The organism is Streptomyces sp. NPDC051020 (assembly GCF_040683105.1).
Taxonomy (GTDB): domain Bacteria; phylum Actinomycetota; class Actinomycetes; order Streptomycetales; family Streptomycetaceae; genus Streptomyces.
On the sequence record NZ_JBFBCG010000067.1, the window covers coordinates 14,473 to 41,124 of the forward strand.

The 26,652-nt window shown below is 70.5% G+C and carries 27 protein-coding genes; 7 read left to right on the forward strand and 20 right to left on the reverse strand.

Going from position 1 to position 26,652, the window contains the following annotated elements; genetic code table 11:
- Window positions 1–34: 34 nt before the first annotated feature.
- The 5 genes from AB0N06_RS28835 to hisI form a co-directional block, all read right to left on the reverse strand.
- Window positions 35–484 carry a DUF2752 domain-containing protein gene (locus tag AB0N06_RS28835; protein WP_366137628.1) on the reverse strand — a complete coding sequence of 150 codons (450 nt, stop codon included), beginning with the start codon at window positions 482–484 and terminating at the stop codon, window positions 35–37.
- 141 nt (window positions 485–625) lie between these two features.
- Window positions 626–877, reverse strand: coding sequence for an HGxxPAAW family protein (locus AB0N06_RS28840; protein WP_366137604.1), 252 nt, complete (start codon window positions 875–877; stop codon window positions 626–628).
- 184 nt (window positions 878–1,061) lie between these two features.
- A complete protein-coding gene (locus AB0N06_RS28845; protein ID WP_366137605.1) occupies window positions 1,062–1,715 on the reverse strand; it encodes a TIGR02234 family membrane protein in 654 nt (217 codons plus the stop codon).
- Window positions 1,716–1,924: 209 nt separating this feature from the next.
- Complete coding sequence (locus AB0N06_RS28850) at window positions 1,925–3,412, reverse strand: anthranilate synthase component I (protein ID WP_366137606.1); 1,488 nt, start codon at window positions 3,410–3,412, stop codon at window positions 1,925–1,927.
- Window positions 3,413–3,423: 11 nt separating this feature from the next.
- Complete coding sequence (hisI, locus tag AB0N06_RS28855; protein ID WP_366137607.1) at window positions 3,424–3,804, reverse strand: phosphoribosyl-AMP cyclohydrolase; 381 nt, start codon at window positions 3,802–3,804, stop codon at window positions 3,424–3,426.
- 85 nt (window positions 3,805–3,889) lie between these two features.
- On the opposite strand from hisI, the gene AB0N06_RS28860 reads away from it, so the two are divergent.
- On the forward strand, window positions 3,890–4,522 hold the full coding sequence (locus AB0N06_RS28860) for a TIGR03085 family metal-binding protein (protein ID WP_366137608.1): 633 nt from the start codon (window positions 3,890–3,892) through the stop codon (window positions 4,520–4,522).
- Window positions 4,523–4,595: 73 nt separating this feature from the next.
- Here AB0N06_RS28860 and AB0N06_RS28865 read toward each other — a convergent pair whose 3' ends face one another.
- The 10 genes from AB0N06_RS28865 to hisD all read right to left on the reverse strand — a co-directional run bounded on the left by AB0N06_RS28865 (window position 4,596) and on the right by hisD (window position 12,389).
- Window positions 4,596–5,840 carry an MFS transporter gene (locus AB0N06_RS28865; RefSeq protein ID WP_366137609.1) on the reverse strand — a complete coding sequence of 415 codons (1,245 nt, stop codon included), beginning with the start codon at window positions 5,838–5,840 and terminating at the stop codon, window positions 4,596–4,598.
- Window positions 5,841–5,866: 26 nt separating this feature from the next.
- Window positions 5,867–6,454 carry a helix-turn-helix domain-containing protein gene (locus tag AB0N06_RS28870; protein ID WP_366137610.1) on the reverse strand — a complete coding sequence of 196 codons (588 nt, stop codon included), beginning with the start codon at window positions 6,452–6,454 and terminating at the stop codon, window positions 5,867–5,869.
- 167 nt (window positions 6,455–6,621) lie between these two features.
- A complete protein-coding gene (hisF, locus tag AB0N06_RS28875) occupies window positions 6,622–7,377 on the reverse strand; it encodes an imidazole glycerol phosphate synthase subunit HisF (protein WP_366137611.1) in 756 nt (251 codons plus the stop codon).
- Window positions 7,374–7,772 (reverse strand): RidA family protein, encoded by a 399-nt coding sequence (locus AB0N06_RS28880; protein ID WP_358857995.1) that lies wholly within the window; start codon window positions 7,770–7,772, stop codon window positions 7,374–7,376. The genes hisF and AB0N06_RS28880 overlap by 4 nt, the downstream gene beginning before the upstream one ends.
- On the reverse strand, window positions 7,769–8,497 hold the full coding sequence (priA, locus tag AB0N06_RS28885; protein ID WP_037699035.1) for a bifunctional 1-(5-phosphoribosyl)-5-((5-phosphoribosylamino)methylideneamino)imidazole-4-carboxamide isomerase/phosphoribosylanthranilate isomerase PriA: 729 nt from the start codon (window positions 8,495–8,497) through the stop codon (window positions 7,769–7,771). The genes AB0N06_RS28880 and priA overlap by 4 nt, the downstream gene beginning before the upstream one ends.
- Window positions 8,497–9,138, reverse strand: coding sequence for an imidazole glycerol phosphate synthase subunit HisH (gene hisH, locus AB0N06_RS28890; RefSeq protein ID WP_366137612.1), 642 nt, complete (start codon window positions 9,136–9,138; stop codon window positions 8,497–8,499). The genes priA and hisH overlap by 1 nt, the downstream gene beginning before the upstream one ends.
- Before the next feature lie 11 nt (window positions 9,139–9,149).
- Window positions 9,150–9,317, reverse strand: coding sequence for a hypothetical protein (locus AB0N06_RS28895; protein ID WP_366137613.1), 168 nt, complete (start codon window positions 9,315–9,317; stop codon window positions 9,150–9,152).
- On the reverse strand, window positions 9,314–9,910 hold the full coding sequence (gene hisB, locus AB0N06_RS28900) for an imidazoleglycerol-phosphate dehydratase HisB (protein WP_366137614.1): 597 nt from the start codon (window positions 9,908–9,910) through the stop codon (window positions 9,314–9,316). Before hisB ends, AB0N06_RS28895 begins: the two co-directional genes overlap by 4 nt.
- A complete protein-coding gene (locus tag AB0N06_RS28905) occupies window positions 9,907–11,043 on the reverse strand; it encodes a histidinol-phosphate transaminase (RefSeq protein WP_366137616.1) in 1,137 nt (378 codons plus the stop codon). The genes hisB and AB0N06_RS28905 overlap by 4 nt, the downstream gene beginning before the upstream one ends.
- Entirely contained in the window at window positions 11,040–12,389 is a 1,350-nt protein-coding gene (gene hisD, locus AB0N06_RS28910) for a histidinol dehydrogenase (protein ID WP_366137617.1), read from the reverse strand. Before hisD ends, AB0N06_RS28905 begins: the two co-directional genes overlap by 4 nt.
- Window positions 12,390–12,585: 196 nt before the next feature.
- Here hisD and AB0N06_RS28915 point away from each other — a divergent pair, with 196 nt between their 5' ends.
- The 4 genes from AB0N06_RS28915 (at window position 12,586) to ybaK (ending at window position 16,737) form a co-directional block, all read left to right on the forward strand.
- Window positions 12,586–14,187, forward strand: coding sequence for an oxidoreductase (locus tag AB0N06_RS28915; protein WP_366137618.1), 1,602 nt, complete (start codon window positions 12,586–12,588; stop codon window positions 14,185–14,187).
- 230 nt (window positions 14,188–14,417) lie between these two features.
- Entirely contained in the window at window positions 14,418–15,455 is a 1,038-nt protein-coding gene (locus tag AB0N06_RS28920) for a hypothetical protein (RefSeq protein ID WP_366137619.1), read from the forward strand.
- 5 nt (window positions 15,456–15,460) lie between these two features.
- Entirely contained in the window at window positions 15,461–16,210 is a 750-nt protein-coding gene (locus AB0N06_RS28925; RefSeq protein ID WP_366137620.1) for an LON peptidase substrate-binding domain-containing protein, read from the forward strand.
- 17 nt (window positions 16,211–16,227) lie between these two features.
- Window positions 16,228–16,737 carry a Cys-tRNA(Pro) deacylase gene (gene ybaK, locus AB0N06_RS28930; protein WP_366137621.1) on the forward strand — a complete coding sequence of 170 codons (510 nt, stop codon included), beginning with the start codon at window positions 16,228–16,230 and terminating at the stop codon, window positions 16,735–16,737.
- 297 nt (window positions 16,738–17,034) lie between these two features.
- Here ybaK and AB0N06_RS28935 read toward each other — a convergent pair whose 3' ends face one another.
- The 4 genes from AB0N06_RS28935 to AB0N06_RS28950 all read right to left on the reverse strand — a co-directional run bounded on the left by AB0N06_RS28935 (window position 17,035) and on the right by AB0N06_RS28950 (window position 21,030).
- On the reverse strand, window positions 17,035–17,748 hold the full coding sequence (locus tag AB0N06_RS28935; protein ID WP_366137622.1) for an ABC transporter permease: 714 nt from the start codon (window positions 17,746–17,748) through the stop codon (window positions 17,035–17,037).
- A 34-nt stretch (window positions 17,749–17,782) separates the two neighbouring features.
- Window positions 17,783–18,529: an ABC transporter permease gene (locus AB0N06_RS28940; protein WP_366137629.1), complete on the reverse strand. Its 747-nt coding sequence runs from the start codon at window positions 18,527–18,529 to the stop codon at window positions 17,783–17,785.
- 166 nt (window positions 18,530–18,695) lie between these two features.
- The gene (locus AB0N06_RS28945) at window positions 18,696–19,670 is read right to left on the reverse strand and encodes an ABC transporter ATP-binding protein (RefSeq protein WP_366137630.1); all 975 of its coding nucleotides are present in this window, start codon (window positions 19,668–19,670) and stop codon (window positions 18,696–18,698) included.
- A gap of 94 nt (window positions 19,671–19,764) precedes the next feature.
- The gene (locus AB0N06_RS28950) at window positions 19,765–21,030 is read right to left on the reverse strand and encodes an NYN domain-containing protein (RefSeq protein WP_366137623.1); all 1,266 of its coding nucleotides are present in this window, start codon (window positions 21,028–21,030) and stop codon (window positions 19,765–19,767) included.
- Window positions 21,031–21,253: 223 nt separating this feature from the next.
- Between AB0N06_RS28950 and AB0N06_RS28955 the strand changes: the two genes are divergently transcribed.
- Window positions 21,254–21,427 carry a hypothetical protein gene (locus AB0N06_RS28955; RefSeq protein ID WP_366137625.1) on the forward strand — a complete coding sequence of 58 codons (174 nt, stop codon included), beginning with the start codon at window positions 21,254–21,256 and terminating at the stop codon, window positions 21,425–21,427.
- An 85-nt stretch (window positions 21,428–21,512) separates the two neighbouring features.
- Here AB0N06_RS28955 and dnaE read toward each other — a convergent pair whose 3' ends face one another.
- Window positions 21,513–25,049, reverse strand: coding sequence for a DNA polymerase III subunit alpha (gene dnaE / locus AB0N06_RS28960; protein WP_366137626.1), 3,537 nt, complete (start codon window positions 25,047–25,049; stop codon window positions 21,513–21,515).
- A gap of 168 nt (window positions 25,050–25,217) precedes the next feature.
- Here dnaE and AB0N06_RS28965 point away from each other — a divergent pair, with 168 nt between their 5' ends.
- Window positions 25,218–26,543 carry a DUF2252 domain-containing protein gene (locus AB0N06_RS28965; RefSeq protein ID WP_366137627.1) on the forward strand — a complete coding sequence of 442 codons (1,326 nt, stop codon included), beginning with the start codon at window positions 25,218–25,220 and terminating at the stop codon, window positions 26,541–26,543.
- Window positions 26,544–26,652: the final 109 nt, after the last annotated feature.

A 26,652-nucleotide genomic window follows, 5' to 3' on the forward strand; every position in this document is an offset into this window, starting at 1 on the left:
CATCCGGCCGCCGAATGTCCCACTGGCTGGGCGTTCACGGCGCCAGTGCTGATCCGAACGGCAGATTCCGAACAACGGTGAAGATCAGCAGCACGGCGCCGATGCCCCACCAATAGGCCGGTGCGAGGTTGATCCGTACGGGCCTTCCTCTGCTCGCGCGGACGATCCAGACCACCCAGACGGCGGCGAAGATCGCGTAGCCGACGACGGCGAGAGCATTGGAGCCGAAGGCGGCGGCGATATCGCCGTGGGCAACGGCGTGGGCGCTGCGCAGCCCGCCGCAGCCGGGGCAGAACAGGCCGGTGACCTGCAGCATCGGGCAGACCGGGTAGTGGCCCGGCTGGTTGGGGTCGACGGCGCCGACATAGCCGAAGGCGGCGATGACGGCGCCCATGACCGCCACCGGGGTGGCGATCCGTCGGAAGGGTGATGCGGGCACGGGCGCCGGCGGGAAGGCCGGCGCCGGCTGACCGGGCGCCGGCACGAAGTCCGGCGCGGGCTGTCGACCGGACGGGCCCGGTGCGGCTGCGGGAGAAGGCGAGGCGTCCACCCGGCGATTGTCCCCGCTCACGCGGAAAGGCGCAGCCCGGCCCGGGCTGCGCCTTTCACCATGTTCCGGCCGGCGTCAGGAAGAAATCTGGGCCTGCCCGGCGCGCGCCCGGGCGGCGGCCATCTCGGGCGACTCCTTCGGCATGCCGAGGCCGGCGGCCTTCATCGCGAAACCGACGATTGCGCCGATGAGAATGATCGCGAAACCGGCCCAGAAGCCGAGCGGGTTGGCCGCGACCATGAAGACGCCTGCGACGCAGAAGCCGATGAACGAGATGATGACACCGGTCCAGGCGGCCGGGGTGTGTCCGTGGCTGCTGCCCGCCATGAGTTGCTCCTCGTTGGTGTTGCGCTGTGGGTATCGCTTGTATCGCTGTACGCAAAGCTGGTGGCGCTGTGCTGCTGTGCAGAAAGCTCAGGACCATTGTCCCGTACGCACGGGTACGGCGTGTGCTGGGGGTCGCACCCGGGGTGTGTCCCCCGGTCACGCCCCGCTCGCGCCGGGAGGTCCTTCAGTGCGTCGGGTCCTCGCCGCGGTCCAGGGCCTTCCACAGGTCCTCGGGCCGGTCCGGGTCCGGGGCGGTGCGGGGGGCCTTGCGGGGGCGCGGAGTGCCGTCGCGTTCGTACCGGCCCGACATGGTCGGCCAGAGCTTCCCGTACCGCAGGGCGAGCAGCCCTGCGATGAGGATCAGCAGTCCGCCGGCGGCGGTGACGTACGGCCAGGCGGTGTGGCTGAGGGCGTCGATGGTGGCGGACGTGTCGCCGGTGGTCTGCGCCGCCTTCTCGTCGAGGGCCGCACTGTCGGATGCGCCGAGGTAGGCGCTCAGTCCGGCACCGAGGCCGCTGAGGGCGAGCAGCCCGGCGACGAGCAGCCGGCCGGCGCTGCGGACGGCGAAGACGGCGACGAGGGCGGCCAGGCCGACGATGGCGAGTGCCGCCGGGAGTCCGGTGACGTCCTGGCCGTCGGCGGTCAGAGGCAGGGTGCCGCCGCCGACGGCGGCCTTGCCCTCGGCCCAGGTCTGGCCGGAGGCGAGAAGGACGACGGCGGCTCCGACCGCCCCGAGAAGCAGGCCGGCGGCCAGGCTGCGGCGGCTTCCCGTGGCGTCGGGTGCGGTGGCGGCCTGGGCACGGGGCTGGGGTACGGGGACAGCACTCACGTGCCCCACTATCCCTTACGGGTTCAGCCCGGGCAGCACATGGGGGGTGGGTGAAGGAGCGGGGTCTGGTGCGTGCAGCTGCAAGGCGGAGGAGGGAGGCAACGCGAAGGGGGCCCCTCCCATGCCTTTCGGGCCAAGGGGGAGTTGTCGACTGACGACAACGCCGCAGATGTGCGCACCAGGGCACGCGACGCCGCCCCCCATGTGCCGCTCGGGCTTCACCGTGCGTGGAGGCGGTTCGCCGTATGCACGGCGCGCAGGACCGCGGCGGCCTTGTTGCGGCATTCGGTGTCCTCGGCGACCGGGTCGGAGTCGGCGACGATTCCCGCTCCGGCCTGGACGTACGCGGTGCCCTCGCGCAGCAGAGCCGTACGGATCGCGATCGCGGTGTCGGAGTCCCCGGCGAAGTCGAGGTAGCCGACGCAGCCTCCGTACAGTCCGCGGCGGGTGGGTTCGAGCTCCTCGATGATCTGCATGGCCCGCGGCTTGGGGGCGCCGGAGAGCGTCCCGGCCGGGAAGCATGCGGTCAGGACGTCGAAGGCGGTACGGCCTTCGGCGACGCGGCCGGTGACCGTGGAGACGATGTGCATCACGTGCGAGTACCGCTCGATCGACATGAAATCGACGACCTCGACACTGCCGGGCACGCAGACCCGTCCCAGGTCGTTGCGGCCGAGGTCGACGAGCATCAGGTGCTCGGCGCGTTCCTTCGGGTCGGCGAGGAGCTCGTCGGCGAGCGCCTGGTCCTCCTGCGGGATGGCGCCGCGGGGCCTGGTCCCGGCGATCGGGTGGACCATCGCCCGCCCGTCCTCGACCTTGACGAGGGCTTCGGGACTGGAGCCCGCGACATCGAAGCCGTCGAACCGGAAGAGGTACATGTACGGCGACGGGTTGGTCGCGCGCAGCACTCGGTAGACGTCCAACGCGCTTGCCGTGCACGGGGTTTCGAAGCGCTGTGACGGGACGACCTGGAACGCCTCGCCGGCCCTGATGCGCTCCTTCACGTCGACGACGGCGTCCTGGAAGGCCTGGCCGCCCCAGAGCGCGGTGTACGGCGGGAGCTCGGACGGCGGAAGGGCCGCGGGGGTGCTCTCGACCGGGCGGGAGAGGTCCGCCTCCATGGCGTCGAGCCGGGCGACGGCGTCGGCGTACGCCTCGTCGACCCCGGTCTCCAGGTCGTTGTGGTTGATCGCGTTGGCGATCAGCAGGACGCTGCCGTCCCAGTGGTCGAGGACGGCGAGGTCCGAGGTGAGGAGCATGGTCAGCTCGGGGAGCTGCAGGTCGTCGCCTCCGTGCTCACCGATCCGCTCCAGTCGGCGCACGATGTCGTAACCGAGATAGCCGACCATGCCGCCGGTGAACGGCGGCATGCCGGAGTGCAGGTCGCGCGGGGTGTGCAGGGCCTCGACAGTGGCGCGCAGGGCGTCCAGGGGATCCCCGTCGACGGGGACGCCGACGGGCGGGGTGCCGAGCCAGTGCGCCTGCCCGTCGCGGACGGTGAGGGTGGCGGCGCTGCGGACGCCGATGAAGGAGTAGCGGGACCAGGTGCGGCCGTTCTCCGCGGATTCGAGGAGGAACGTGCCGGTGCGCTCGCCCGCGAGCTTGCGGTAGAGCGCGACCGGGGTGTCGCCGTCCGCGAGGAGTCGGCGGCTGACGGGGATGACACGCCGGTCGGCGGCCAGCTTGCGGAAGGTCTCGAGATCCATGGCGGCTGACCCTACTGTCCCAGCGGGAGTACGTCTGCGTCGAAGCAGGTCCGGTCACCGGTGTGACAGGCGGCACCCGTCTGGTCGACCTTGACGAGGACGGTGTCCGCGTCGCAGTCGAGGGCGACGGACTTGACCACCTGGATGTGGCCCGAGGTGTCGCCCTTGACCCAGTACTCCTGGCGGCTGCGCGACCAGTAGGTGCAGCGGCCGGTGGTCAGGGTGCGGTGCAGGGCCTCGTCGTCCATCCAGCCGAGCATGAGCACCTCACCGGTGTCGTACTGCTGGGCGATGGCCGGGACGAGGCCGTCGGCGCCGCGCTTGAGGCGGGCGGCGACGGCGGGGTCCAGGCTGCTGGCGGGCGGGGTGCTGGGCGCGGGCATGCTGGTCATGGGTCCCATTCTGCCGTGGCCGCGAGGGCGGTTCCGTGAGGCGTCCACTGGGCGGACTGCGGGACACGGTCGTACGCTGGCGGGCATGTCGACCCATGCGAAGCGCGAACGACTTCTGCTTGCCGACCTGTTGGAGGCGGCCGGTCCCGAAGCCGCCACCCTGTGCCACGGCTGGACGTCCCGGGACCTGGCGGCCCACGTCGTGGTGCGCGAGCGCCGACCGGACGCGGCGGCCGGGCTAGTGCTGAGCCCGCTGAAGATCCGGCTCGAACGGGTGCAGGCCGAGTTCGCCGAGAAGCCGTACGAGGAACTCATCCAGCTGATCCGTACGGGGCCGCCCCGGATGTCGCCGTTCGGGCTGAAGCAGCTGGACGAGGCGGCCAACACGGTGGAGTTCTACATCCACGCCGAGGACGTGCGCCGGGCGCAGCCCGACTGGTCGCAGCGGGAGCTGGACCCGGTCTTCGCCGATGCGCTCTGGTCGCGTATGGAGAAGGCGGCGCGGCTGATGGGGCGCAAGGCGCCGGTGGGTCTTGTGCTGCGCCGCCCGGACGGGCAGACCGTGGTGGCGCACAAGGGCACTCCGGTGGTGACGGTCACCGGCGAGCCGGGCGAACTGCTGCTCTTCGCGTCCGGGCGGCAGGACGCGGCCCGGGTGGAGGTCGAGGGCGACAAGGAGGCGGTGGCCCGGCTGCGGACGGCGGAGCTCGGCATGTAGGACGACGGTTCGCACGGCCGCCGGTGCCCGGCGGCGTGCCGTACGCGGCCCACCCCCCAATTGCCGGTCGGTCTCAGTGCGGCAGTTCCGCGCGGCGCAGTCGGGTGAACAGCAGGCCGACCACGGCCCCCGCCCCGCACAGCGCCGCGCTGACGACGAAGACCGGGCCGGTGCCCCAGGCGGCGACGGCCGCGCCGGTCACCGGGTAACTGAGCGGTGCGACGGCGTGGGTGAAGAGCGTCGAGACCGAGGTGACCCTCCCCAGATAGGCGGGGTCGGTGGCGGACTGCATCAGGGCCCCGCACAGCGACCCGCCCAGCCCGGCGAACAGTCCGACGAGGACGCCGACGGCGGCGGCGAGGGCCACCGACGGCACGTAGGCGAGCGCCCCGATGGCGACCGCCCCCACCAGCACGGTCAGGCACATGATGAGCCCGGCGCGGGGCAGTCGCCCGCGGACCGCGAGCAGCAGGGCCGCGGCGCCGGCGCCGATACCGAAGGCGGCGACGATCCAGCCCATGCCGGAGGCGCCCCAGCCGCGCTCTTTCGCAAGCAGGATCAGCCCGAGGTTGAGCGGGCCCGCGAAACCCAGCTCGCTGGTGGCGAGGCAGAGCACGAGCGGCCCGAGCAGTGGATGGCGCCGGATGTGGCGCACCCCATCAGCCAGTTCGCGCCATGCGGTGCCGGGAGATTCGGCACCGTCCTGGTCGGGCAGGGGCGCGATCCGTACGAAGACGAGCAGGGGCAGTGAGACGGCGAAGAGCACCCCGGCCGCGGCGAATGCGAGCACGGGTCCGCCGAGCGCCACCGCGACCCCGCCCAGCGGTGCGCCGACCACATTGGCGGTACGGGTGGCGAGTCCGCGCAGTCCCTGGATCCGGGCCAGCTGTCCGGCGGTCGTGATCCTGGGCGGCAGAGCTCCCACGGCGGGCAGGAAGAGCGCGTCGACCGCGCCGAAGACGAGTGCGACGGCGATCAGCATCCACAGGGCGGGCGAGGTGAACAGCAGGACGCCGGCCAGGCCCAGGACGACCAGGCAGCGCGTGGCGTCGCTGCCGATGACGAGACGACGGGGCCCGAACCGGTCTGCCAGGACTCCCCCGCCGAGCATCAGCACGGCCCGGGGTACGGATCCGGCGGCGAGGACGAATCCGGCCTGCGAGGCGGTGCCGGTGCGGGTGGCCGCCCAGGCGAGCGCCATGTAGTAGACGCTGTCGCCGACCATCGACGCGGTGTACGCGCCGAGCCAGCGCAGGACGTTGCCGTCGCGGTGGGCGGGGCGTTCGGGAGCGCTCGTGGCCGTGACGGTGACAGTCATGAGGGGCGTCCTCTCGGGTGGCAGGCTCAGGTCCGGAACGGGAATGAGTACAGGTGCATGGCGACGTTCTCGCGCCCTTCGGTGTCCCCCGCCTCGTCGCGGGCCCGGCCGGCCTCCTCGTACCGGTCGATCACCTCGTGCACCTCTCGGTTGAGCGCGGCCAGTTCGTCGGCGGTGAGCCGGGCCAGGTACTCGGAGCTGGAGGCGGCGCTGCGCCACTTCGGCGACCAGCTCTGGGCCGAGTCGAGGTAACGGCGGTACAGCTCGATGTGCTGGTCGAAGGAGAGCCTGCCGACAGCGGCATGCGTGGCGACCTTCTCGGGCGCGTCGCTGAAGTCTTCGTCGTGGAAGTTCAGCCCCTTCGATGCGGGCTGCCACCAGCGCTCGCGGCCGTCCTTGCCCTGCTGCTCGGCCTCCTCGATCAGGCCGTGGTCGGCGAGCTTGCGCAGGTGATAGCTGACCAGTGAGACGGCCTCGTCGACCTGCTCGGCGAGCTGGGAGGCGGTGGCTCTCCGGGAGATGTAGAGCGCTCGGTACAGCTTCATCCGCAGGGGGTGCCCGAACGCCTTCAAGGTCTCCAGATCCGAGACCCGGCGCGGTTCATTGCTTGCCATGCCCCACACCGTAGACAGGAAAGAAAACTTGCACAATATTTATTGCGCAATAAAAGTTGCATTGTTTCGTGCATGACTGCCACGATCGGACAGGTGACGGACCGCAGAACGCCGATCGCCGGACGGAACCGCATATCGGCTCCGTCCGGCGATCGATGACTCCGCGGTCAGCGGACCGGGAGTCCGGCTTCCCTGAGCGCGCCCTTGACCTCGGAGATCCGCAGGTCACCGAAGTGGAAGACGGACGCGGCGAGCACCGCGTCGGCGCCCGCCGCGATGGCCGGCGCGAAGTCCGCGAGCCGGCCCGCGCCGCCGGAGGCGATGACGGGGACGGTGACGTGTGTGCGGACCGCCGCGATCATCTCGGTGTCGTAGCCGTCCTTCGTGCCGTCGGCGTCCATCGAGTTGAGCAGGATCTCGCCCGCGCCCAGCTCGGCGGCCCGGTGCGCCCACTCGACGGCGTCGATACCGGTGCCCTTGCGGCCGCCGTGCGTGGTGACCTCGAAGGTGCCCGCGGGGGTACGCCGGGCGTCGACGGACAGGACGAGGACCTGCCGGCCGAACCGCTCGGCGATCTCACGGATGAGGTCCGGGCGGGCGATCGCCGCGGTGTTGACACCGACCTTGTCGGCGCCGGCCCGCAGCAGTTTGTCGACGTCGTCGGCCGTACGGACACCGCCGCCGACGGTGAGCGGGATGAAGACCTGCTCCGCGGTGCGGCGCACCACGTCGTAGGTCGTCTCCCGGTCGCCGCTGGACGCGGTGATGTCGAGGAAGGTCAGCTCGTCGGCGCCCTCGGCGTCGTACAGCTTGGCCATCTCGACGGGGTCACCCGCGTCGCGCAGGTTCTGAAAGTTGACACCCTTGACGACCCGGCCGTTGTCGACGTCCAGGCACGGGATGACACGTACCGCGAGACTCATTGCGCACCTTCCCGGTAGGCCTCGATCTCGACTTCGACGACCAGGCTGGGGTCGACGAAACCGGAGACGATGATCATGGAAGCGGCGGGACGGACGTCATCGAACAGCTCCTTGTGGGCGCGGCCGACCTCGTCCACGTCCCGGGCATGCGTGAGGTACATCCGGGTACGGACGACGTCCTCGCGGCCCAGCCCCACCTGCTTCAGCGCGTCGAAGGCGACCTTGAAGGAGGCGACGGCCTGCTCGTACGGGCCGCCCGCGGAGATCTGTCCGTTGACGATCGACGTGCAGCCGGCGACCAGGACCAGCCCGTTCGGCAGCTGCACCGCGCGGGAGTAGCCGAACTTGTCCTCCCAGGGGGCGCCGGAGGAGATGCGGTTGACGGAGTCGGTCATCCGGAGACCACCTGCAGCGCCTCTTCGAGGGTGAACGCCTTCGCATACAGCGCCTTGCCGACGATCGCGCCCTCGACACCGTCCGGCACGAGCGAGGCGATCGCCCGCAGGTCGTCCAGCGAGGAGACGCCGCCGGAGGCGACGACGGGCTTGTCGGTGGCGGCGCAGACGTTCTTCAGGAGCTCCAGATTGGGGCCCTGGAGCGTGCCGTCCTTGGCGATGTCGGTGACGACGTAGCGGGCACAGCCCTCGGAGTCGAGGCGCGCGAGGGTCTCGTAGAGGTCGCCGCCGTCGCGGGTCCAGCCGCGGCCGCGGAGCGTCGTACCGCGGACGTCGAGGCCGACGGCGATCTTGTCGCCGTGCTCGGCGATGACCTTGGCGACCCACTCGGGGGTCTCCAGCGCGGCGGTGCCGAGGTTGACCCGGGTGCAGCCGGTGGCAAGAGCGGCGGCGAGCGAGGCGTCGTCACGGATGCCGCCGGACAGCTCGACCTTGATGTCCATGGAGCGGGCGACCTCGGCGATCTGCGCCCGGTTGTCACCGGTGCCGAACGCGGCGTCCAGGTCGACGAGGTGCAGCCACTCGGCGCCCGCCCTCTGCCAGGCGAGGGCGGCCTGCAGGGGGTCCCCGTACGAGGTCTCGGAGCCGGACTCGCCGTGCACGAGCCGGACGGCCTGGCCGTCGCGGACGTCGACGGCGGGGAGGAGCTCAAGCGTGGTGGACATCAGAGTGTTCCGATCCAGTTGGTCAGCAGCTGGGCGCCGGCATCGCCGGACTTCTCGGGGTGGAACTGGGTGGCCCACAGGGCGCCGTTCTCCACGGCGGCGACGAACGGCTCGCCGTGGGTGGCCCAGGTGACCCGGGGGGCGCGGATTCTGGCGTTCGTGACTTCGAGGCTCCAGTCGTGCACCGCGTACGAGTGCACGAAGTAGAACCGGGCCTCGGGGTCGAGACCCGCGAAGAGCTCGGAGTCCTCGGGGGACCGCACGGTGTTCCAGCCCATGTGCGGGACGACCGGGGCCTTCAGCGGGGCGACGGTGCCGGGCCACTCGTCGAGGCCCTCCGTCTCCACGCCGTGCTCGATGCCGCGCTCGAAGAGGATCTGCATGCCGACGCAGATGCCCATCACAGGCCGGCCGCCGGAGAGCCTGCGGCCGATGATCCATTCACCGCGGGCCTTCTTCAGCCCCTCCATGCAGGCGGAGAACGCGCCGACGCCGGGCACCAGCAGCCCGTCGGCGTTCATCGCCCGGTCGAAGTCGCGGGTGATCTCGACGTCCGCGCCGACGTGGGCGAGGGCGCGCTCGGCGGAACGGACGTTGCCGAAGCCGTAGTCGAAGACGACGACCTTCTTCTTCTCACTCACAGGTCGCTCCCTCAGTCCCAGAGACCCTGGATCCGCATGACACCTGCGACCAGGCTCATCACGGATGCGAACCCGAGCAGCACGATGACGCCCTTGGGCATCTTCTGCTTCGAGAAGGAGTAGACGCCACCGGCCAGGAAGAGGCCGAGGACGATCAGAATGGTGTTGAGGCCGGTCACAGCGCGCCCTTCGTGGAAGGAAGAATTCCGGCAGCACGCGGATCGTGCTCACAGGCATACCGCAGGGCGCGGGCGAGCGCCTTGAACTGACACTCCACGATGTGGTGGGCGTTACGGCCGTACGGGACGTGGACGTGCAGGGCGATCTGCGCCTGGGCGACGAACGACTCCAGGATGTGCCGGGTCATCGTGGTGTCGTACGAGCCGATCATCGGCGCGATGTTCTCCGGCTCGGTGTGCACCAGGTAGGGGCGGCCGGAGAGGTCGACGGTGACCTGGGCGAGCGACTCGTCCAGCGGGACGGTGCAGTTACCGAAGCGGTAGATGCCGACCTTGTCGCCGAGCGCCTCCTTGAAGGCGGCGCCGAGGGCGAGGGCGGTGTCCTCGATCGTGTGGTGCGTGTCGATGTGCAGGTCGCCGTCGGTCTTGACCGTGAGGTCGAAGAGGCCGTGGCGGCCGAGCTGGTCGAGCATGTGGTCGTAGAAGCCGACCCCGGTCGACACGTCGACCTTTCCGGTGCCGTCGAGGTTGACCTCGACGAGCACGGACGTTTCCTTGGTGGTGCGTTCCACGCGGCCTACGCGGGGGCTCATCCGTCGTGCTCCTTCTTGGCGAACTCATTTACAAGCGTGCGTACCGCGTCGAGGAACGCGTCGTTCTCTGCCGGGGTTCCTGCGGAGACCCGCAGCCATCCCGGTACGCCGTTGTCCCGGACCAGGACGCCCCGGTCGAGGATCTGCTGCCAGGCGGTGTGGCTGTCGGCGAAGCGGCCGAACTGGACGAAGTTGGCGTCCGAGTCCGTCACGTCGAAGCCGAGGGCGCGCAGTTCGGTGACGATCCGGTCGCGCTCGCTCTTGAGCTGCGCGACGTATCCGAGGAGCGTGTCGGTGTGCTCCAGGGCGGCGAGCGCTGTGGCCTGGGTGACGGAGGACAGGTGGTACGGCAGCCGCACCAGCTGGACGGCGTCCACGACGGCCGGGTCGGCGGCGAGGTAGCCGAGCCGCAGACCGGCGGCGCCGAACGCCTTCGACATGGTGCGCGAGAGCACCAGGTTGGGCCGGCCCTCGATCAGCGGGAGCAGCGAGGGGTGGTGGCTGAATTCGCCGTACGCCTCGTCGACGACGACCATCGAGGGCCTGGCGGCCTGGGCGGCGTCGTACAGCGCGAGGACGGTGTCGGCGTCGACGGCGGTGCCCGTGGGGTTGTTGGGCGAGGTGATGAAGACGATGTCCGGCCGCTGCTCGGCGATGGCCTCGCAGGCCGCGTCGACATCGATCGTGAAGTCGTCCTTGCGCGGTCCGGAGATCCAGCCGGTGCCGGTGCCGCGCGCGATGAGGCCGTGCATCGAGTACGAGGGCTCGAAGCCGATCGCGGTGCGTCCGGGTCCGCCGAAGGTCTGCAACAGCTGCTGCAGCACCTCGTTGGAGCCGTTGGCCGCCCAGACGTTGGCGAGACCGACCTCGTGCCCGGCGGTGCGGGTGAGGTAGCGGGCCAGTTCGGTACGGAGTTCGACGGCGTCCCGGTCGGGGTAGCGATTGAGGTCGCGGGCGGCCTCGCGGACGCGCTCGGCGATGCGGTCGACGAGCGCCTCGGGGAGCGGGTACGGGTTCTCGTTGGTGTTCAGCCGTACGGCCACGTCGAGCTGGGGCGCGCCGTACGGGGACTGACCGCGGAGCTCGTCCCGGATCGGCAGGTCGTCGATACGGGTGGTGTTGCTGTTCGTCACTGCTGCGGAACCTTCCAGCCGCTGCGCTCGTCGAGTTCGCCTTCGGCGAAACGGGCCTTGAGAGCGGCGCCGTGGGCGGGGAGGTCCTCCGCCTCGGCGAGGGTCACGACATGGTGGGTGACCTCGGCGAGCGCGTCGCGCGTGTAGTCGACGATGTGGATACCGCGCAGGAAGGACTGCACGGACAGGCCCGAGGAGTGGCAGGCGCAGCCACCGGTGGGCAGGACGTGGTTGGAGCCGGCGCAGTAGTCGCCGAGCGAGACCGGGGCCCACGGGCCGACGAAGATCGCTCCGGCGTTGCGGACCCGGTCGGCGACGGCGGCGGCGTCGGCGGTCTGGATCTCCAGGTGCTCGGCGGCGTACGCGTCGACGACCTTGAGACCGTCCTCCAGATCGTTGACCAGGACGATCGCGGACTGGCGGCCGGCCAGTGCGGGCTCGATCCGGTCGGTGACGTGCTTGGTCGCGGCGATCTGCGGCTTCAGCTCGGCCTCGGTGGCGGCGGCCAGTTCCTCGGAGTCGGTGACGAGGACGGCGGCGGCCATCGGGTCGTGCTCGGCCTGGCTGATCAGGTCGGCGGCGACGTGCACCGGGTCGGCGGTGGAGTCGGCGAGGATCGCGATCTCGGTGGGTCCGGCCTCGGCGTCGATGCCGATGCGGCCCTTGAGGAGGCGCTTGGCGGCGGCGACGTAGATGTTGCCGGGACCGGTGACGAGGTTCACCGGGAGACATTCGGCCGTTCCGTACGCAAACATCGCGATGGCCTGGGCGCCACCGGCGGCGTACACCTCATCGACGCCGAGCAGGGCGCAGGCGGCGAGGATGGTGGGGTGCGGCAGGCCGCCGAACCCCTTCTGCGGCGGGGAGGCGACGGCGATGCCCTCGACACCCGCCTCCTGCGCCGGTACGACGTTCATCACCACGGAGGACGGGTAGACGGAGCGCCCGCCCGGCACATACAGCCCGACGCGCTCGACGGGAACCCACTTCTCGGTGACGGTACCGCCGGGGACGACCTGCGTGGTGTGCGTGGTGCGGCGCTGCTCGTGGTGGACGAGGCGGGCGCGGCGGATCGACTCCTCCAGGGCAGCCCGTACGGCGGGGTCGAGCCGGTCCAGCGCCTCGGACAGGGCCGCGGCCGGGACCCGGGTCGAGTCGACCCGTACGCCGTCGAATTTCTCTCCCCACTCGATCACTGCCGCTGAGCCACGATGGCGTACGTCCTCGCAGATGGGGCGCACCGTCTCCAGAGCGGCTTCCACGTCGAACTCGGCTCGGGGCAGCAGGTCGCGCAGGTCGCCGCCCTCGGGAAGGGCATTGCCGCGCAGATCGATTCGAGAGATCACACCCCAATTCTCTCAGACCGCCTCCGACGGCAGTTCGCCCGTATCACTGGCTGATACATGCCCCGGCCGTCACGGCCGACTACTCCCGGCCACTCCTGACCGCCGGCGTTCACACCGTCACCCAGAGGGAACACACAGGGAATAAGACCGACCGGCATGCCGGTCGGTCTCACAGCTGCAAGCGGAAGGGGCCCCGGTGACCGAACCGCAGGACAGCGAGATCCCGGACAGCCTCGGCGTGGCGGAACTGGGCATGTGGCGGGCGTTCCGGAACGGCAGCACCTACGATTTGCGCGCCCGCGACCCGATGCGGGACGACCCGTTCGCGCCGACGGCCTGGGGCGCCGAGCGCAGTGTGGACGCCCGTGTGGTCGCCCGGCTGCTGCTGAGCGGGCCGCCCGCCCGGCCGGGACGGGTCGCCGCGCTGAAGCTCCGGGGCATACGGATCACCGGGACCCTCGATCTCGCGGGCGGACGTGTCGCTCCGTACGTGGAGCTGACGGGCTGCCGCTTCGAGGAGGAGGTGGTGCTGCCGGAGTGTCACTTCACGACGTTGCGGATGGTCGGCTGCGCGATGCCGCGGCTGGAGGCAGCGCGGCTGCGCACCGAGGGCGATCTGCATCTGCCACGCTGCCGGATCGAGCGCGGGATCCGGCTCACCGACGCTCATATCGGCACCGACCTGCTGTTGAACCAGATCGAGCTCGGGGCCGACCGGCAGGGCCGGGCGCTCGCCGGGGACGGTCTGACGGTCGCGCAGGACCTGCAGGCGGAGATGGTCGAGACACGTGGCGAGCTGAGTCTGCGTGGTGCGAAGGTCGGCGGTTCGCTGAGTCTGCGCGGCAGCCGGCTGCGGGCGGGGCGTGGCCGGCGCGCACTCAACGCCCCGCAGCTGACGGTGGAGCGGACGCTGTACATGACCGAGGCGTGGGTCAGCGTCGACACGGGGAACCTGGGCACCACTCCCCCGTACGGCATCGTCATGGCCCAGGCCCCGGCGCACGGCACCCGAGCGCAGGTCTTCGAGTGCCGCGGCGGGGTACGGCTGGACGACGGGCGGTTCGGTGACGCGGTCGACCTGCACAAGGCCAGGTTCGTGCTGGCGCCCCCCGAGGAACTGTCGCTGCGCCGGATCGTCACCCCGGAGCTGCGGTTCAACGCGGAGCGCCCGGAGGAGGGCCGGGTCGTGCTCAACGGCGCGAAGGTCGTCACGCTGATCGACGTGTCGACCAGCTGGCCGGGGCCGGGCGGGCTCGCGATGGGCGGTTTCGTCTACGAGAACCTCGTCCCGTACGGGCACTTCCCGCTCTCCCGCCGCCTGGATTGGCTGGCGGCGGCGACCCCCGAGTACGTACCGGAGCCGTACGAACGGCTGGCGACGGTGCTGCGCAACTGCGGGGAGGACGCGGACGCCCGCGAGGTGCTGCTCGCCAAGCAGCGGCGCCGGCGCGAGACGCTGCCGCCCGCCGCGAAGCTGTGGGGGATCCTGCAGGACTGGACGGTGGCGTACGGCTACCGGCCCGGGCGGGCCGCGGTGTGGATGGCGGTGCTGTGGGCGGCCGGGACGGTGGCCTTCTCGCAGTACGAGCCGGCGGCGATCAAGCGGGACGAGCACCCGAAGTGGAACGCGGCGCTGTACGCGCTGGATCTGCTGGTGCCCGTGATCAACCTCGGGCAGGACGGGTACTGGCGGATGGAGGGCGGCTGGCAGTGGGCGGCGGCCGCGCTGGTGCTGCTGGGGTGGATATTGGCCACGACGGTGGCGGCGGGCGCGTCCCGGCTGCTGCGCCGCGGCTGACCGGGCACGGCCGGGACGGGCCGCCCTCGGCCCGCAGACAAGGGCCCGGCGGACACTCCGACGACCGGTCTCCCCCGGCCGACCAGCACGGACACCAATCCGGAGCGGAATAATCAAGCCAGATTCCACCCCATCCTTTACATTTTATTGACCCCGCTCAGAGCAACCCAGGCACTCGGCACCAAAGCTTCACAGTGCCCCTCTGGCGCCGCCTCGACCAGCGCTTTTCAATGATCTGCACCATGTCATTCCTTCGCGCCCTGCTCCGTACCGCGCGCATGATCAGGCACGCGCCACAGCTGTCCGCCGGACTGCCCGCGGACGATGAGGTGCTGCTCGACGCCCCCGACGAGCGGCTCTCCCCCGCGCTCGTCGCCGCCGCCCTCGGAGAGTACGAGCCGGCCGCCAAGCTTCTCGCCACCACCCGGGACGCCGCCGAATGGGAGAACCGCGACCGTTACCTCGGCCGGCTCGTCACCTTCGCCCGCCACCGCGACAGCTGGCTGACCGACTGGCTCGCCGCCGCCCCGCACGACCCGGACGCACTGCTCGTCAAGGCCGAACTGGCGGTCCGGCGGGCCTGGGAGTCGCCGGCCCGCGCCGAGCAGCTGCGCGGCGTGGCACCACAGATCACCGCGGCGGCCGAGAGCGATCCGCGCGACCCGGTGCCCTGGCGGCTCGCGCTCGACCACGCCCGCGGCACACATGCTCCGCACACCGCCTTCGAGGCGCTGTGGGAGCAGGCCGTCCGGCGCTCCTCGCACCACTACGGATGCCATGTCGCGGCGCTGCAGTACCTCTCCGCCGCCTGGTTCGGCTCGCACCGCGAGTGCTTCGACTTCGCCGAACAGGCCGCCGAGGACTCGCTGCCCAGCTCGCTGGTGCAGGCGCTGCCGGTGCGGGCCGCGTTCGCGCTGCTGAGCGCCGGCTCCGAGGCGCGGACCACATCGATGCTGGAGGAGCGGATCGACAGGGCCGCGGATCTGGCGATCGCGCTGTCCGCCACGTACGAGCCGGGGGATCCGTGGCCGGCCGAGGTCCGCAATCTGCTGGCGTACGTACTGATCGTCCGGGGTCGCTGGGAAGAGGCGCTGGAACAGTTCCGGCTGATCGGACCCCATGCGACGTCGTTCCCGTGGTCGCCGGTCTCCGACGATCCGCTCGGCCAGTTCCTGGACGCGCGGGACGGGGTACGCCTCCAGGTGGCATCCGGGATGCCTTTGCGGTACCGGGCCGACCACGGCGGGTCGCGCGGCCATTACGCTTGACCGTTGTGACCACCGCTCGTCTGCCCCTCTTCCCGCTGAACGCGGTGCTGTTCCCCGGCCTCGTGCTGCCGCTCAACGTCTTCGAGGAGCGGTATCGCGCCATGATGCGCGAGTTGCTGAAGTCCGATGAGGACGAACCGCGCCGCTTCGCCGTCGTGGCGATCCGCGACGGCCGCGAGATCGCTCCCACCGCCGCCGGAATGCCGGACGCCACCACGGTGCCCTCCGCCATCGAGCGCGGTCCCGCGGACGGCTTCGGCCCCGACCCGATCCAGACGTTTCACCGGGTCGGCTGTGTCGCCGACGCGGCAAAGATCCGGGAACGCGCGGACGGCAGCTTCGAGGTCCTGGCGACCGGCACCACCCGGGTCAAGCTGCTCTCGGTCGACGCGAGCGGCCCCTACCTGACGGCCGAGGTCGAAGAGCTCGCCGAGGACGCCGGCGACGAGGCGGGCGCGCTCGCCGAGGGCGTACTGCGGGCATTCCGCAGCTACCAGAAGCGACTGGCCGGAGCGAGCGAGCGTTCCCTGACGACGGGCGCGGAACTGCCGGACGACCCGTCGGTCGTCTCGTACCTGGTGGCCGCCGCCGCGGTCCTCGACATCCCGTCGAAGCAGCGACTGCTGCAGGCCCCGGACACGGCGACGCGCCTGCGCGAGGAACTGATGCTCCTGCGCTCCGAGACGGCCGTCCTCCGGCATCTCCCGTCCCTGCCCGCAGTCGACCTGACCCGGGCACCGACCCACCCCAACTGATGCGAGGACCCTGCCCCGTGGCAAAGAAGCCGAAGAAGCACCAGCAGTCCGGCTCCGGCGGCACTCCGGCGACGGTCGCCCTGACTGCGGCGGGCACCCCCTTCACGACCCACTCCTACGAGCACGACCCGGCCTCCCCTTCGTACGGTGAGGAGGCGGCGGAGGCGCTGGGCGTCTCCCCCGACCGGGTCTTCAAAACCCTGGTGGCCGACGTGGACGGCACCCTGACCGTGGCGGTCGTCCCGGTGGCCGGCTCCCTGGACCTGAAGGCCCTGGCAGCGGCGGTCGGCGGCAAGCGGGCCGCGATGGCGGACCCGGCGGCGGCGGAACGCACGACGGGCTATGTACGGGGCGGCATCTCCCCCCTGGGCCAGCGGAAGCGGCTGCCGACGGTGCTGGACGAGTCGGCGCAGTCCCACGAGACGATCTGCGTATCGGCGGGCCGCCGCGGCCTGGAGGTGGAACTGGCCCCGACGGATCTGGCTTCGCTGACGGGGGCGGTGTTCGCGGCCATCGCCCGGGCGTAGCCCACGCGGCCCCGGGGCACTCTCAGCCCAGGGGCAAGCGCGGCCCGGGGGCGCTTCCCATCCCAGGGGCGTTCGCAACCCCAGGTCACTTCCGGCCCGACGTCACATCCAGCCCCGGGGGCGCTTCCAGCTCAGGGTCACATGCAGCCCCGGGGCACCTCCAGCCCGGCGTCCCCTCCAGCCCGTCCTTCGATTGAGGACCGGGGTCCGGGGCAGAGCCCCAGCAGCGGGAAGGGGCGGGGTGGGCTGAGGCCCCGCGCAGCGGCCCTACCCCCGTAGCCCCACCCGCCCCGCTCCCTACGGCTCCGTCGGAGGCGGCGGCGAGGACGAAGGCGAGGACGGAGACGGCCCCGCCGAACCCGCACCCCCCGGCCCAGCCCCCGGCACCTCCCAGACTCCCCACTCCGGCTCCGGATCCCGCGGCCCGAACGCCGCGGTCAGCGCCAGATGAACGACCATCGCCGCCACCGACCAGGCCAGCAACGCACCCTTCGCATGCAGGTCGAGCGGCGCATCGAACACCACGCCCTTGCCGACCTCCCGTGCATGGGCGACCACATCACGTTCCGGTCCGAGCCAGACGCCCACCCCCCAGGCCACCAGCGACCCGAGCAGCCCGCCCAGGGCGAGCCCCACGACCAGCGCGATCCCGCCACGCCGGCGGAACCAGAAGGCCAGCGCCGCGGACACCGCCCCGAACGCGAGCGCGAGCAGCACAAACGTCCCGTCGCTCCCGATCGCCTCCTCGCCCTCGCTGTCCTTGAGGAAGACCGCTTGACTGTCGGAGATCAGCGGCACCCGCGGCGAGAGCCACAGCCACAGCAGTCCGAGCCCGAGGCCGGCCACCGTCAGCAGGACGACGACGACGGCCGCCCGCCGCAGATCCGCCCGCGGATCGCGCTCCTCCTGAGACCCCAGGAGAGTCCCGGGACCGGAGCCACCGCCCTTCGGCGGCGTCTGCCAGGAGTCATGGGGCGAAGGCTGGTCGGGCGGTGTCAGAGGTGCGCTCACCGTGCCATCGTGCCAGGCGCCCCCGTGCCGCGCCTCACCGGACCGCTGCCCTGCGGTACGCCCAGGTCGCCACGGCCAGTGAGAGGACACCGACGACGGCGCAGACGGCAAGATCGAGGACGACGACCGCCCAGTCGGGATGCGCGTCGAACGACCGCGACAGGGCCTCGACCCCGTACGTCGAGGGCAGCAGATCGCGCGCCCAGCCGATCGGCGCGGGCATCCGGGCGGCCGGCAGCACCCCCAGCAGCAGCGCCGCCGACATGCCGAGCTGTCCCAGCAGTGTGGCGAGCTCCTGCCGGGGCGCGAGCAGTCCGAGCGCGGCGCCCAGCCCGGACAGCGCTGCCCCGGCGAGCGGAATGACGGCGACGAGCACCCACAGATGGGCCATCGGCAGTTGGAAGAGCACGCTCCCGGTGACCGCGGTGACGATCGTGCCGGGCACCGTGAAGGAGGCGTATGCCCCCGCTGCACCGAGCACCACGGCGGCGGGCGGTACCGGCAGAGTGGCGTAGTGATCGAGCCCGCCGCCGGCCCGTAGCTGCCCGAAGTACTGGGCGAGCAGATTGAGCGCGACGAAGGCGACGACGAGAACGCTGGATCCGGCTACGACGGCCCGTGCCTCGGAGCCGCCGTCGACGACCCCGCGCATCAGGATCATGATCCCGACGGACTGGAAGGTCGCCACGAAGAGCAGCGGGATCCGGGCGACCCTGGCCCGGGACAGCTGGGCGCGGTACACGGCCGCGAGCGAGGGAATCAGCCGGGCCCGCGGCGCCAGCGGCGCGACAGCGCCATCGAGGCGGTCCTCGGTCCCGGCCTCGGCGGGAGAACCGCTTCCGGCCGTCGTTCGAGCACCGGCCGCGTCCGCAGGAACAATGCTCGTCACCGTGTGCTGCCCCCGTTCGGTCCCCGCCCGGCCGTACATCCGTACCCGATCGCCGTGGTCATGCCTTCACCAGTCCCTGCGTAGCGTCCCCGCCGAGCGCCAGGTAGACGTCCTCCAGACTCGGTGTCGCCAGAGTGAAGTCGTCAAGTGCGGCGAACGCGGCCCCGCCGGTCACCGTGGCGACCGCCGCCCGCGCCTCGTCCGGCCCGAGTCGCAGCACCCAACGGCGCCCCGACTCCTGCGCGGACTCCCGCAGCGCGGCCACCTCGGGAACGTCCAGCGGCGCGCGGTCGCGCCACACCAGTTCGACCCGGACCTCGCCCGCCACCCGTTCCTTGAGGCCGGTGGGCGTGTCGCAGGCGATGACCTTGCCGCGTTCGAGGACAGCGACCCGGTCGAGGACGGTCTCGGCCTCGATGACGTTGTGGGTGACCAGCAGCACCGTCGTACCGTGCTCGGCGCGGCGCCGGTCGACGGCGGCCCAGACGGCGCGCCGGGCGACGGGGTCCATCCCGGTGGTCGGCTCGTCCAGGATGAGGACCGGCCGCTCCCCGACCAGGGTGGCGGCGAAGCAGGCGAGCCGCCGCTGCCCGCCGGAGAGCTTCTTCAGGGGGCGCGCCGCGATGTCGGTGAGGCCGAGTTCTTCCAGTACGGCGTCGCGCCCGGCGCGGGCCTCCGGTACCGCGAGCCCGCGCAGCCGCCCGGTGGTCTCGGCGGCGAGCGAAACGGTCAGCTCGTCGAGGGCCGTGGACTCCTGCCCGAGGTAGCCGATCAGCCGGGAGGCCCGCTCGGGGTGGCGCACGAGGTCGTGCCCGAGCATCTCGACGCTGCCGGAGTCGGGCCGCATCAGCCCGGTGAGCTGGCGTACGAGGGTGGACTTGCCCGCGCCGTTGGGACCGAGAAGTCCGAAGATCTCACCGCGTCGGACGTCGAGGCTGATCCCGTCGGTCGCGCGCACTTCGGGCGTGGCGGGTGTGCCGCGGCGGCCGCGGGCGGCGGGATAGGTCTTGACCAGATCACGCACCGCGCACACGGTCCCGGTCGCCGTCTGCGCCTGTGCTGTGCCCGTACTCACGAGGTACGAGGGTACGGGGTCGGATGCCTCTTATTGCGCCCGGGCTGCCGGACTACTCCACCGCGGGGGCGTGTTCGGCTGCCGCGCGTACGTCGATCTCGCGCCAGAAACCCGCCCGGATCGCGTATCGGTCGTGTTCGTCGATCTGGTCGTCCTTGTGGGCGAGCAGGCCGAACCGCGCCGCGTACCGCAGCAGCTCGCCGTCGATGCGGTGGGGGATCCGCGGGTACATGGTGGACAGCTTCTGCAGATGGACGGTGTCCGGCAGCCGTTCCATCCAGCGCCGGGCGAAGACCTGACCCACCTCGAACGGGTCACCGCCGACCGTGGTGATGTCCTCCTCACGGTCCGCCCAGCGCTGCTCGGCGGACGTGAGCTGGGCGAGAGTGGGCAGCGAGGCGGTCTCGGCGGGTTCGCCGAGCGGTCCGCCGCGCTCCATCCAGCCCTTGTCTGAGGACCAGCGCAGGGTCGCGGTCGCCGGGGGCTGCGCCACGGGCTGCGCGGCGGCGATCGGGGCGCCGGGGCCGCGCAGGGTGCCCGCCAGATCCTTGGGGGTGGGTACACCCTTGCCGCCGTGCGCGGCCGGGGCCTGCGCGGTGTCCTCGCCGGCGGCTGCCGCCGCGCCGTTGCGGGCCGCGGCCGCCTGGGCCTCCGAGGCGCGTTCGGCGGAGGCGGCGAGCGCTGCCTCGGGCAGCGGCGCGGAGAGGATCGCGGCGATCTCGGGGCGGGGTGCGGGGGGCGGGGCGCAGCTGCCGCCGTTGTCCTTGGCCCGCACGGCCTGGGTGATCCAGGCCCGGTCGAGCACCCGGCGTTCGTCAGCCTCGGCGACCAGATCCTCGGACTGGTTGTAGTCGCCGTCGGCGGCCTGCACGGCCCAGAGATGGACAGCCACGCCGTGTTCCTTCGCGGACATCAGTCCGGGCAGCAGATCGCCGTCGCCGGTCACCAGGACGACATCGGAGCAGGCGCGGTTCCTGGCCAGTTCGGTGAGTTCGGCATGCATGGCGGCGTCGACGCCTTTCTGCGCCCAGCGCCCGTCGCTGCGTGTGAGCGCACCGAGCCTTACGGTCACCCTGGGCATGACGCGCAATCTGCGGTGTTCGGGCTGCGGTACGCGGTCGGGGGCACCGTCGAACCAGTAGATCCGCAGCAGCGGCTGCTCCGTATCGGCTTCGGCTCGCTCGCGCAGGCCCTGAATCAGTGCCGCATGGTCGACGGTGATGCGGGAACGGGCGGGCTCTCCCGCCAGCAGACTCGCGGCTGCGCCCAGCAAGTAGCCGGCGTCCACCAGGACGACGCAACGGTCCACGCGTTCCACCCTCTTCCGGAATTCGGGAATGGGTTCTGCTCAGGGTTTCCTCGAAGTCTGCCCGACGGCGCGAGGGTTGACGGCCGGAACTCGATCATCGGCGTGGCGGAAGCGGAAAACGGCGCATGATACCCCTTCATTACGCACGGTAATGATCCAACATGCGCTGTATATGCCGGTATGTGAATCTGACAGCGGTCCTGGCCCCGAGATTCCGCACAGGAGGAACACCATGGCCAAGAACAAGAACCGCAAGCAGGGCAACCAGCAGAACCGCGCGTCCATACCGGAGCGCGGCTCGGAGGAGACGAAGTCGACGGAGTCGCAGACCCAGTCCCAGTCGCAAGCCCAGGGCAGCCCTGCTGATGTTGCCCGTAAGCAGCAGCGGCGCTTCGGCCACAACTGACCGGCCAACTCCGGCCCGGCCACAGGCCGGTAGCCGAGAGAGGCGCTCCCGCATCGCGGGGCGCCTCTCTCGTGCGGGCAGCCGCTCAGCCGGCCAGGCAGGACGGGCCGAGCAGCACCTTCAGGTCACCGAAGAGCGCCGGGTCGGGCTGGACCCGGTGCCGGTCGAGCCGGAGGACGGTGGTCTTGCGGGGGCCCTGGAGCTTGATCCGTACCTCGGTGTTGCCACGGTGATTGCTGAGCACCTCGCCGAGGCGGGCGACCATCGGCGGGGTGACCCTGACCGTCGGGATGGTGAGCACCACCGGTGCGTTGGTCCCGGTCGACGAGAGGTCGGGGACCTGCATCTCCATGGCGACCAGCCGCGGAATGTCCTCGCGCTTGTCGAGCCGCCCCTTGACGAAGACGACGGTGTCCTCGACGAGCTGGGTGGAGACCAGCTGGTACGTGGCCGGGAAGAACATGCACTCGATGGAACCGGCCAGGTCCTCGACGGTGGCGATGGCCCAGGCGTTGCCCTGCTTGGTCATCTTCCGCTGGAGTCCGGAGATGATGCCGCCGATGGTGACGATCGCCCCGTCGGCGTGTTCGCCGCCCGTGAGCTGGGAGATCGCCGCGTCGGACTTGTCGGTCAGCACGTGCTCGATACCGAAGAGCGGGTGGTCGGAGACGTACAGCCCGAGCATTTCGCGCTCCTGGGCCAGCAGGTACGACTTCTCCCACTCGATGTCGGAGAACTCGACGTCGAGCCCGAAGCCCGGCTCGTCGCTGTCCTCCTCGCCGCCGCCGAAGAGGTCGAACTGTCCCTCGGCCTCCTTGCGCTTGACCTGCACCACGTTGTCGATCATCGGCTCGTGGTGGGCAACGAGGCCCTTGCGGGTGTGGCCCATCTCGTCGAAGGCGCCGGCCTTGATCAGTGATTCGACGGTCCGCTTGTTGCAGACCACCGCCTCGACCTTGTCGAGGAAGTCGGGGAAGCTGCTGTACTTTCCCTTCGCCTTGCGGCACCGGATGATCGAGTCGACGACGTTCTGTCCGACGTTACGGATGGCCGTCAGCCCGAAGAGAATGACGTCGTCGCCCTGGGCGGCGAAGTTCGACTCGGACTCGTTGACGTTGGGCGGGAGCACCTTGATGCCCATGCGGCGGCACTCGTTGAGGTAGACCGCGGACTTGTCCTTGTCGTCCTTGACCGAGGTCAGCAGCGCCGCCATGTACTCGGCGGGGTAGTTCGCCTTGAGGTACGCGGTCCAGTACGTGACCAGTCCGTACGCGGAGGAGTGCGCCTTGTTGAACGCGTACCCGGCGAACGGGACCAGTACGTCCCACAGTGCCTGGATCGCCGCGTCGGAGAAGCCGTTCTTCTTGGCGCCCGCCTGGAAGAGCACGAAGTTCTTCGCCAGTTCGTCGGGCTTCTTCTTGCCCATCACGCGGCGCAGGATGTCGGCCTCGCCGAGCGAGTACCCGGCGATGATCTGGGCGGCCTTCTGCACCTGCTCCTGGTAGACGATCAGGCCGTAGGTCAGGCCGAGCGTCTCCTTGAGCGGCTCCTCCAGCTCCGGGTGGATCGGGGTGATCTCCTGGCGGCCGTTCTTGCGCTCGGCGTAGTTCGTGTGCGAGTTCATGCCCATCGGGCCCGGCCGGTACAGGGCCGAGACGGCGGAAATGTCCTCGAAGTTGTCGGGCTGCATCTGGCGCAGCAGCGAACGCATCGGGCCGCCGTCGAACTGGAAGACGCCGAGCGTGTCACCGCGGCAGAGCAGCTCGTACGTCTTGGGGTCGTCCAGCGGAAGGGCGAGCATCTCCAGGTCGATGCCCTTGTTGGCCTTCACCATCTTGATGGCGTCGTCCATGATCGTGAGGTTGCGCAGGCCGAGGAAGTCCATCTTCAGCAGGCCGAGCGACTCGCACTGCGGGTAGTCCCACTGCGTGATGGTGACGCCGTCGGTGTGCCGCACCCAGACCGGGGCGTGGTCGACGATGGGCTCGCTGGACATGATCACACCGGCGGCGTGCACACCCATCTGCCGGACCAGCCCCTCGACACCCTTGGCGGTGTCGATGACCTTCTTGACGTCCGGCTCGTTCTCGTACATCCCCCGGATCTCGCCCGCCTCGCTGTACCGCGGGTGCTTGGGGTCGGTGATTCCGGAGAGGTCGATGCCCTTGCCGAGGACGTCGGCGGGCATGGCCTTGGTGAGCCGGTCGCCCATCGCGTACGGATAGCCGAGGACGCGGGCGGAGTCCTTGATCGCGTTCTTGGCCTTGATCTTGCCGTACGTACCGATCATGGCGACCTTGTCGGCGCCGTACTTCTCCGTCACGTACCTGATCACTTCGACGCGCCGACGCTCGTCGAAGTCGATGTCGACATCGGGCATGGAGACACGCTCGGGGTTGAGGAACCGCTCGAAGATCAGTCCGTGCTCGATCGGGTCGAGGTCGGTGATGCCCATCGCGTACGCGACGATCGAACCGGCCGCGGAGCCACGCCCGGGGCCCACCGCGATGCCGTTGTTCTTGGCCCACATGATGAAGTCGGCGACAACGAGGAAGTACCCCGGGAACCCCATCTGGATGATGACGTCCATCTCGTACTCGGCCTGCTTCTGCCGGTCCTCGGGGACGCCGCCGGGGAAGCGCCGGTTCATACCGGTCCGGACCTCCTCCTGGAACCAGGTGACCTCGGTGAAGCCGTCCGGGATGTCGAACTTCGGCATCAGGTCGCGCTTCTCGAACATCCCGCTGGTGTCGATCTGCTCGGCGACCAGCAGGGTGTTGGCGCACCCCTGCTGCCAGGCGTCGGAGGAATCGACGGCGTACATCTCGTCCGTCGTCTTGAGGTAGTAGCCCGTGCCGTCGAACCGGAAACGGTCGGGGTCGGAGAGGTTCTTGCCGGTCTGGATGCAGAGCAGCGCGTCGTGCGCGGCGGCCTCGCCGGCGTACGTGTAGTGCGAGTCGTTCGTCACGAGCGGCGGGATGCCGAGCTTCCTGCCGATTTCGAGGAGTCCGTCACGGACCCGGCGCTCGATCTCGATGCCGTGGTCCATCAGCTCCAGGAAGTACTTGCCCTCGCCGAAGATGTCCTTGTAGTCGGAGGCCGCCTGGACCGCCTCGTCGAACTGGCCGAGCCGCAGCCGCGTCTGCACCTCACCGGACGGACAGCCGGTGGACGCGATCAGCCCCTCGGACCACTGGGCGATGGTCTCCTTGTCCATGCGCGGCCACTTCTGCAGCCAGCCCTCGGCGTACGCGTCCGAGGAGAGCCGGAAGAGGTTGTGCAGACCGGTATTGTTCGCCGCCCAGATCGTCTTGTGGGTGTAGCCACCCGAACCCGAGACGTCGTCGCGCTTCTGGTGGGGCTGGCCCCACTGGATCTTCCGCTTGTGCTTGCGCGACTCCGGGGCGACGTAGGCCTCGATGCCGATGATCGGCGTCACCTCGGCCTTCTTCGCCTGGTGGAAGAAGTCGTACGCCCCGTGCAGGTTGCCGTGGTCCGTCATCGCGATGTGCGACATGCCCATTTCATTGCAGGCAGCGAACATGTCCTTGAGCCGCGCGGCACCGTCCAGCAGCGAGTACTGGGTGTGGACGTGAAGGTGCGTAAAAGGCGGCTTGGTCACGGGTCGGGCCTCCGGGGAAACAAGCAATGACGGACTGGGGCGACAGCGTGGAAGTCTACGTCTCCGGTCTGACAACCGAGGGGCACTCCCGGGTAGCGTCGCGCGTTGAGGGGACGGAGACGCCCGTCCCTTTTGTCATGCACGCCAGGTACCAGGAGGCACCCAGAAATGTCGGAGGCGCAGTCCGGCGCAGCGCAGCGCGGGGAGCAGATTCTCGAGGTTTTCGACACCGCCTTCGGCCAGCTCCTGGCCGCCGATCCGGCTGCCTTCCGGGTCAAGTTCCGCAAGATGGCGGGCTCGGCGTTCGCCTTCTACCGGGGCACGGCATGCCTGTTCTACAACGACCTGGAGCGGGAGCGGCACGGCGGGCCGTACCTGGACGACCAGACCGGCCGGGTGTGGATCCACGGCGATCTGCACGCGGAGAACTTCGGCACGTACATGGACGCGAACGGCCGGCTGATCTTCAATGTGAACGACTTCGATGAGGCGTACATCGGCCCGTTCACCTGGGACCTCAAGAGGTTCGCCGCCTCCGTCGCCCTGATCGGGTACGCGAAGGCGCTGGGCGACGACCAGATCAGTGAGCTCGTCCGGGTCTACGCGGCGGCCTACCGCGAGCGGATCCAAGCGCTCGCAACAGGCGCGAAGAACGACGAGGTGCCCCCGTTCACCCTGGACACCGCCGAGGGGCCGCTGCTGGCCGCGCTGCGCGACGCCCGGTCGCTGACCCGGTTCTCGCTGCTCGACTCGATGACGGAGATCCGGGACTTCGAGCGCCGGTTCGCGGACGGCGGCGGCGCGATCGATCTGGACGCGGCGACGCGCTACAAGGTGCTGGCGGCGTTCGACGGCTATCTGGAGACGCTGCCCGAGTCGAGCCTGACCCGCCCCGACTCGTACCGGGTGAAGGACGTCGTCGGCCGGCGCGGCATCGGTATCGGCTCGGCCGGGCTGCCCTCGTACAACATCCTTCTGGAGGGCAACAGCGACGCCCTGGAGAACGATGTGGTGATCTATCTCAAGCAGGCGCAGACCCCGGCGGTCTCCCGGCACATCACCGACGCGGCCGTGCGCGACTACTTCCAGCACGAAGGGCACCGCACGGTCATCTCCCAGCGCGCCCTGCAGGCGCACGCCGACCCGTGGCTGGGATGGACCGAGCTGGACGGTGCCGGTCAGCTGGTCGCCGAGGTCTCGCCGTACGCGGTGGACCTGGACTGGTCCGACATCGATGAGCCCGACGAGATCGCGGCGGTCGTCGCCGACCTCGGCCGGGCGACGGCGACGATGCACTCCGCCGCTGACGACGAGAGCGGCCACTCGCTGGTGCCGTTCTCCACGGAGCGGGCCATCGACGCGGCGATCGCGGCGGACGAGGAGGGCTTCGCCGGACTGCTGGTGGACTTCGCGCACAGCTACGGGGCTCGGGCGCGGGCCGACCACCAGATCTTCGTGGACCTCTTCCGCAACGGCCGCATCCCGGGGCTGTAGGGCGTGTTTCGAAAGTAGCGTCGTCCGCCCGTAGGGCGGGCCGGGCGGCGTCTGGTGCGTGCGATCGCAAGGCGGAGGGTCGCCCCGATACCGGTCGTATCGGGGCGAC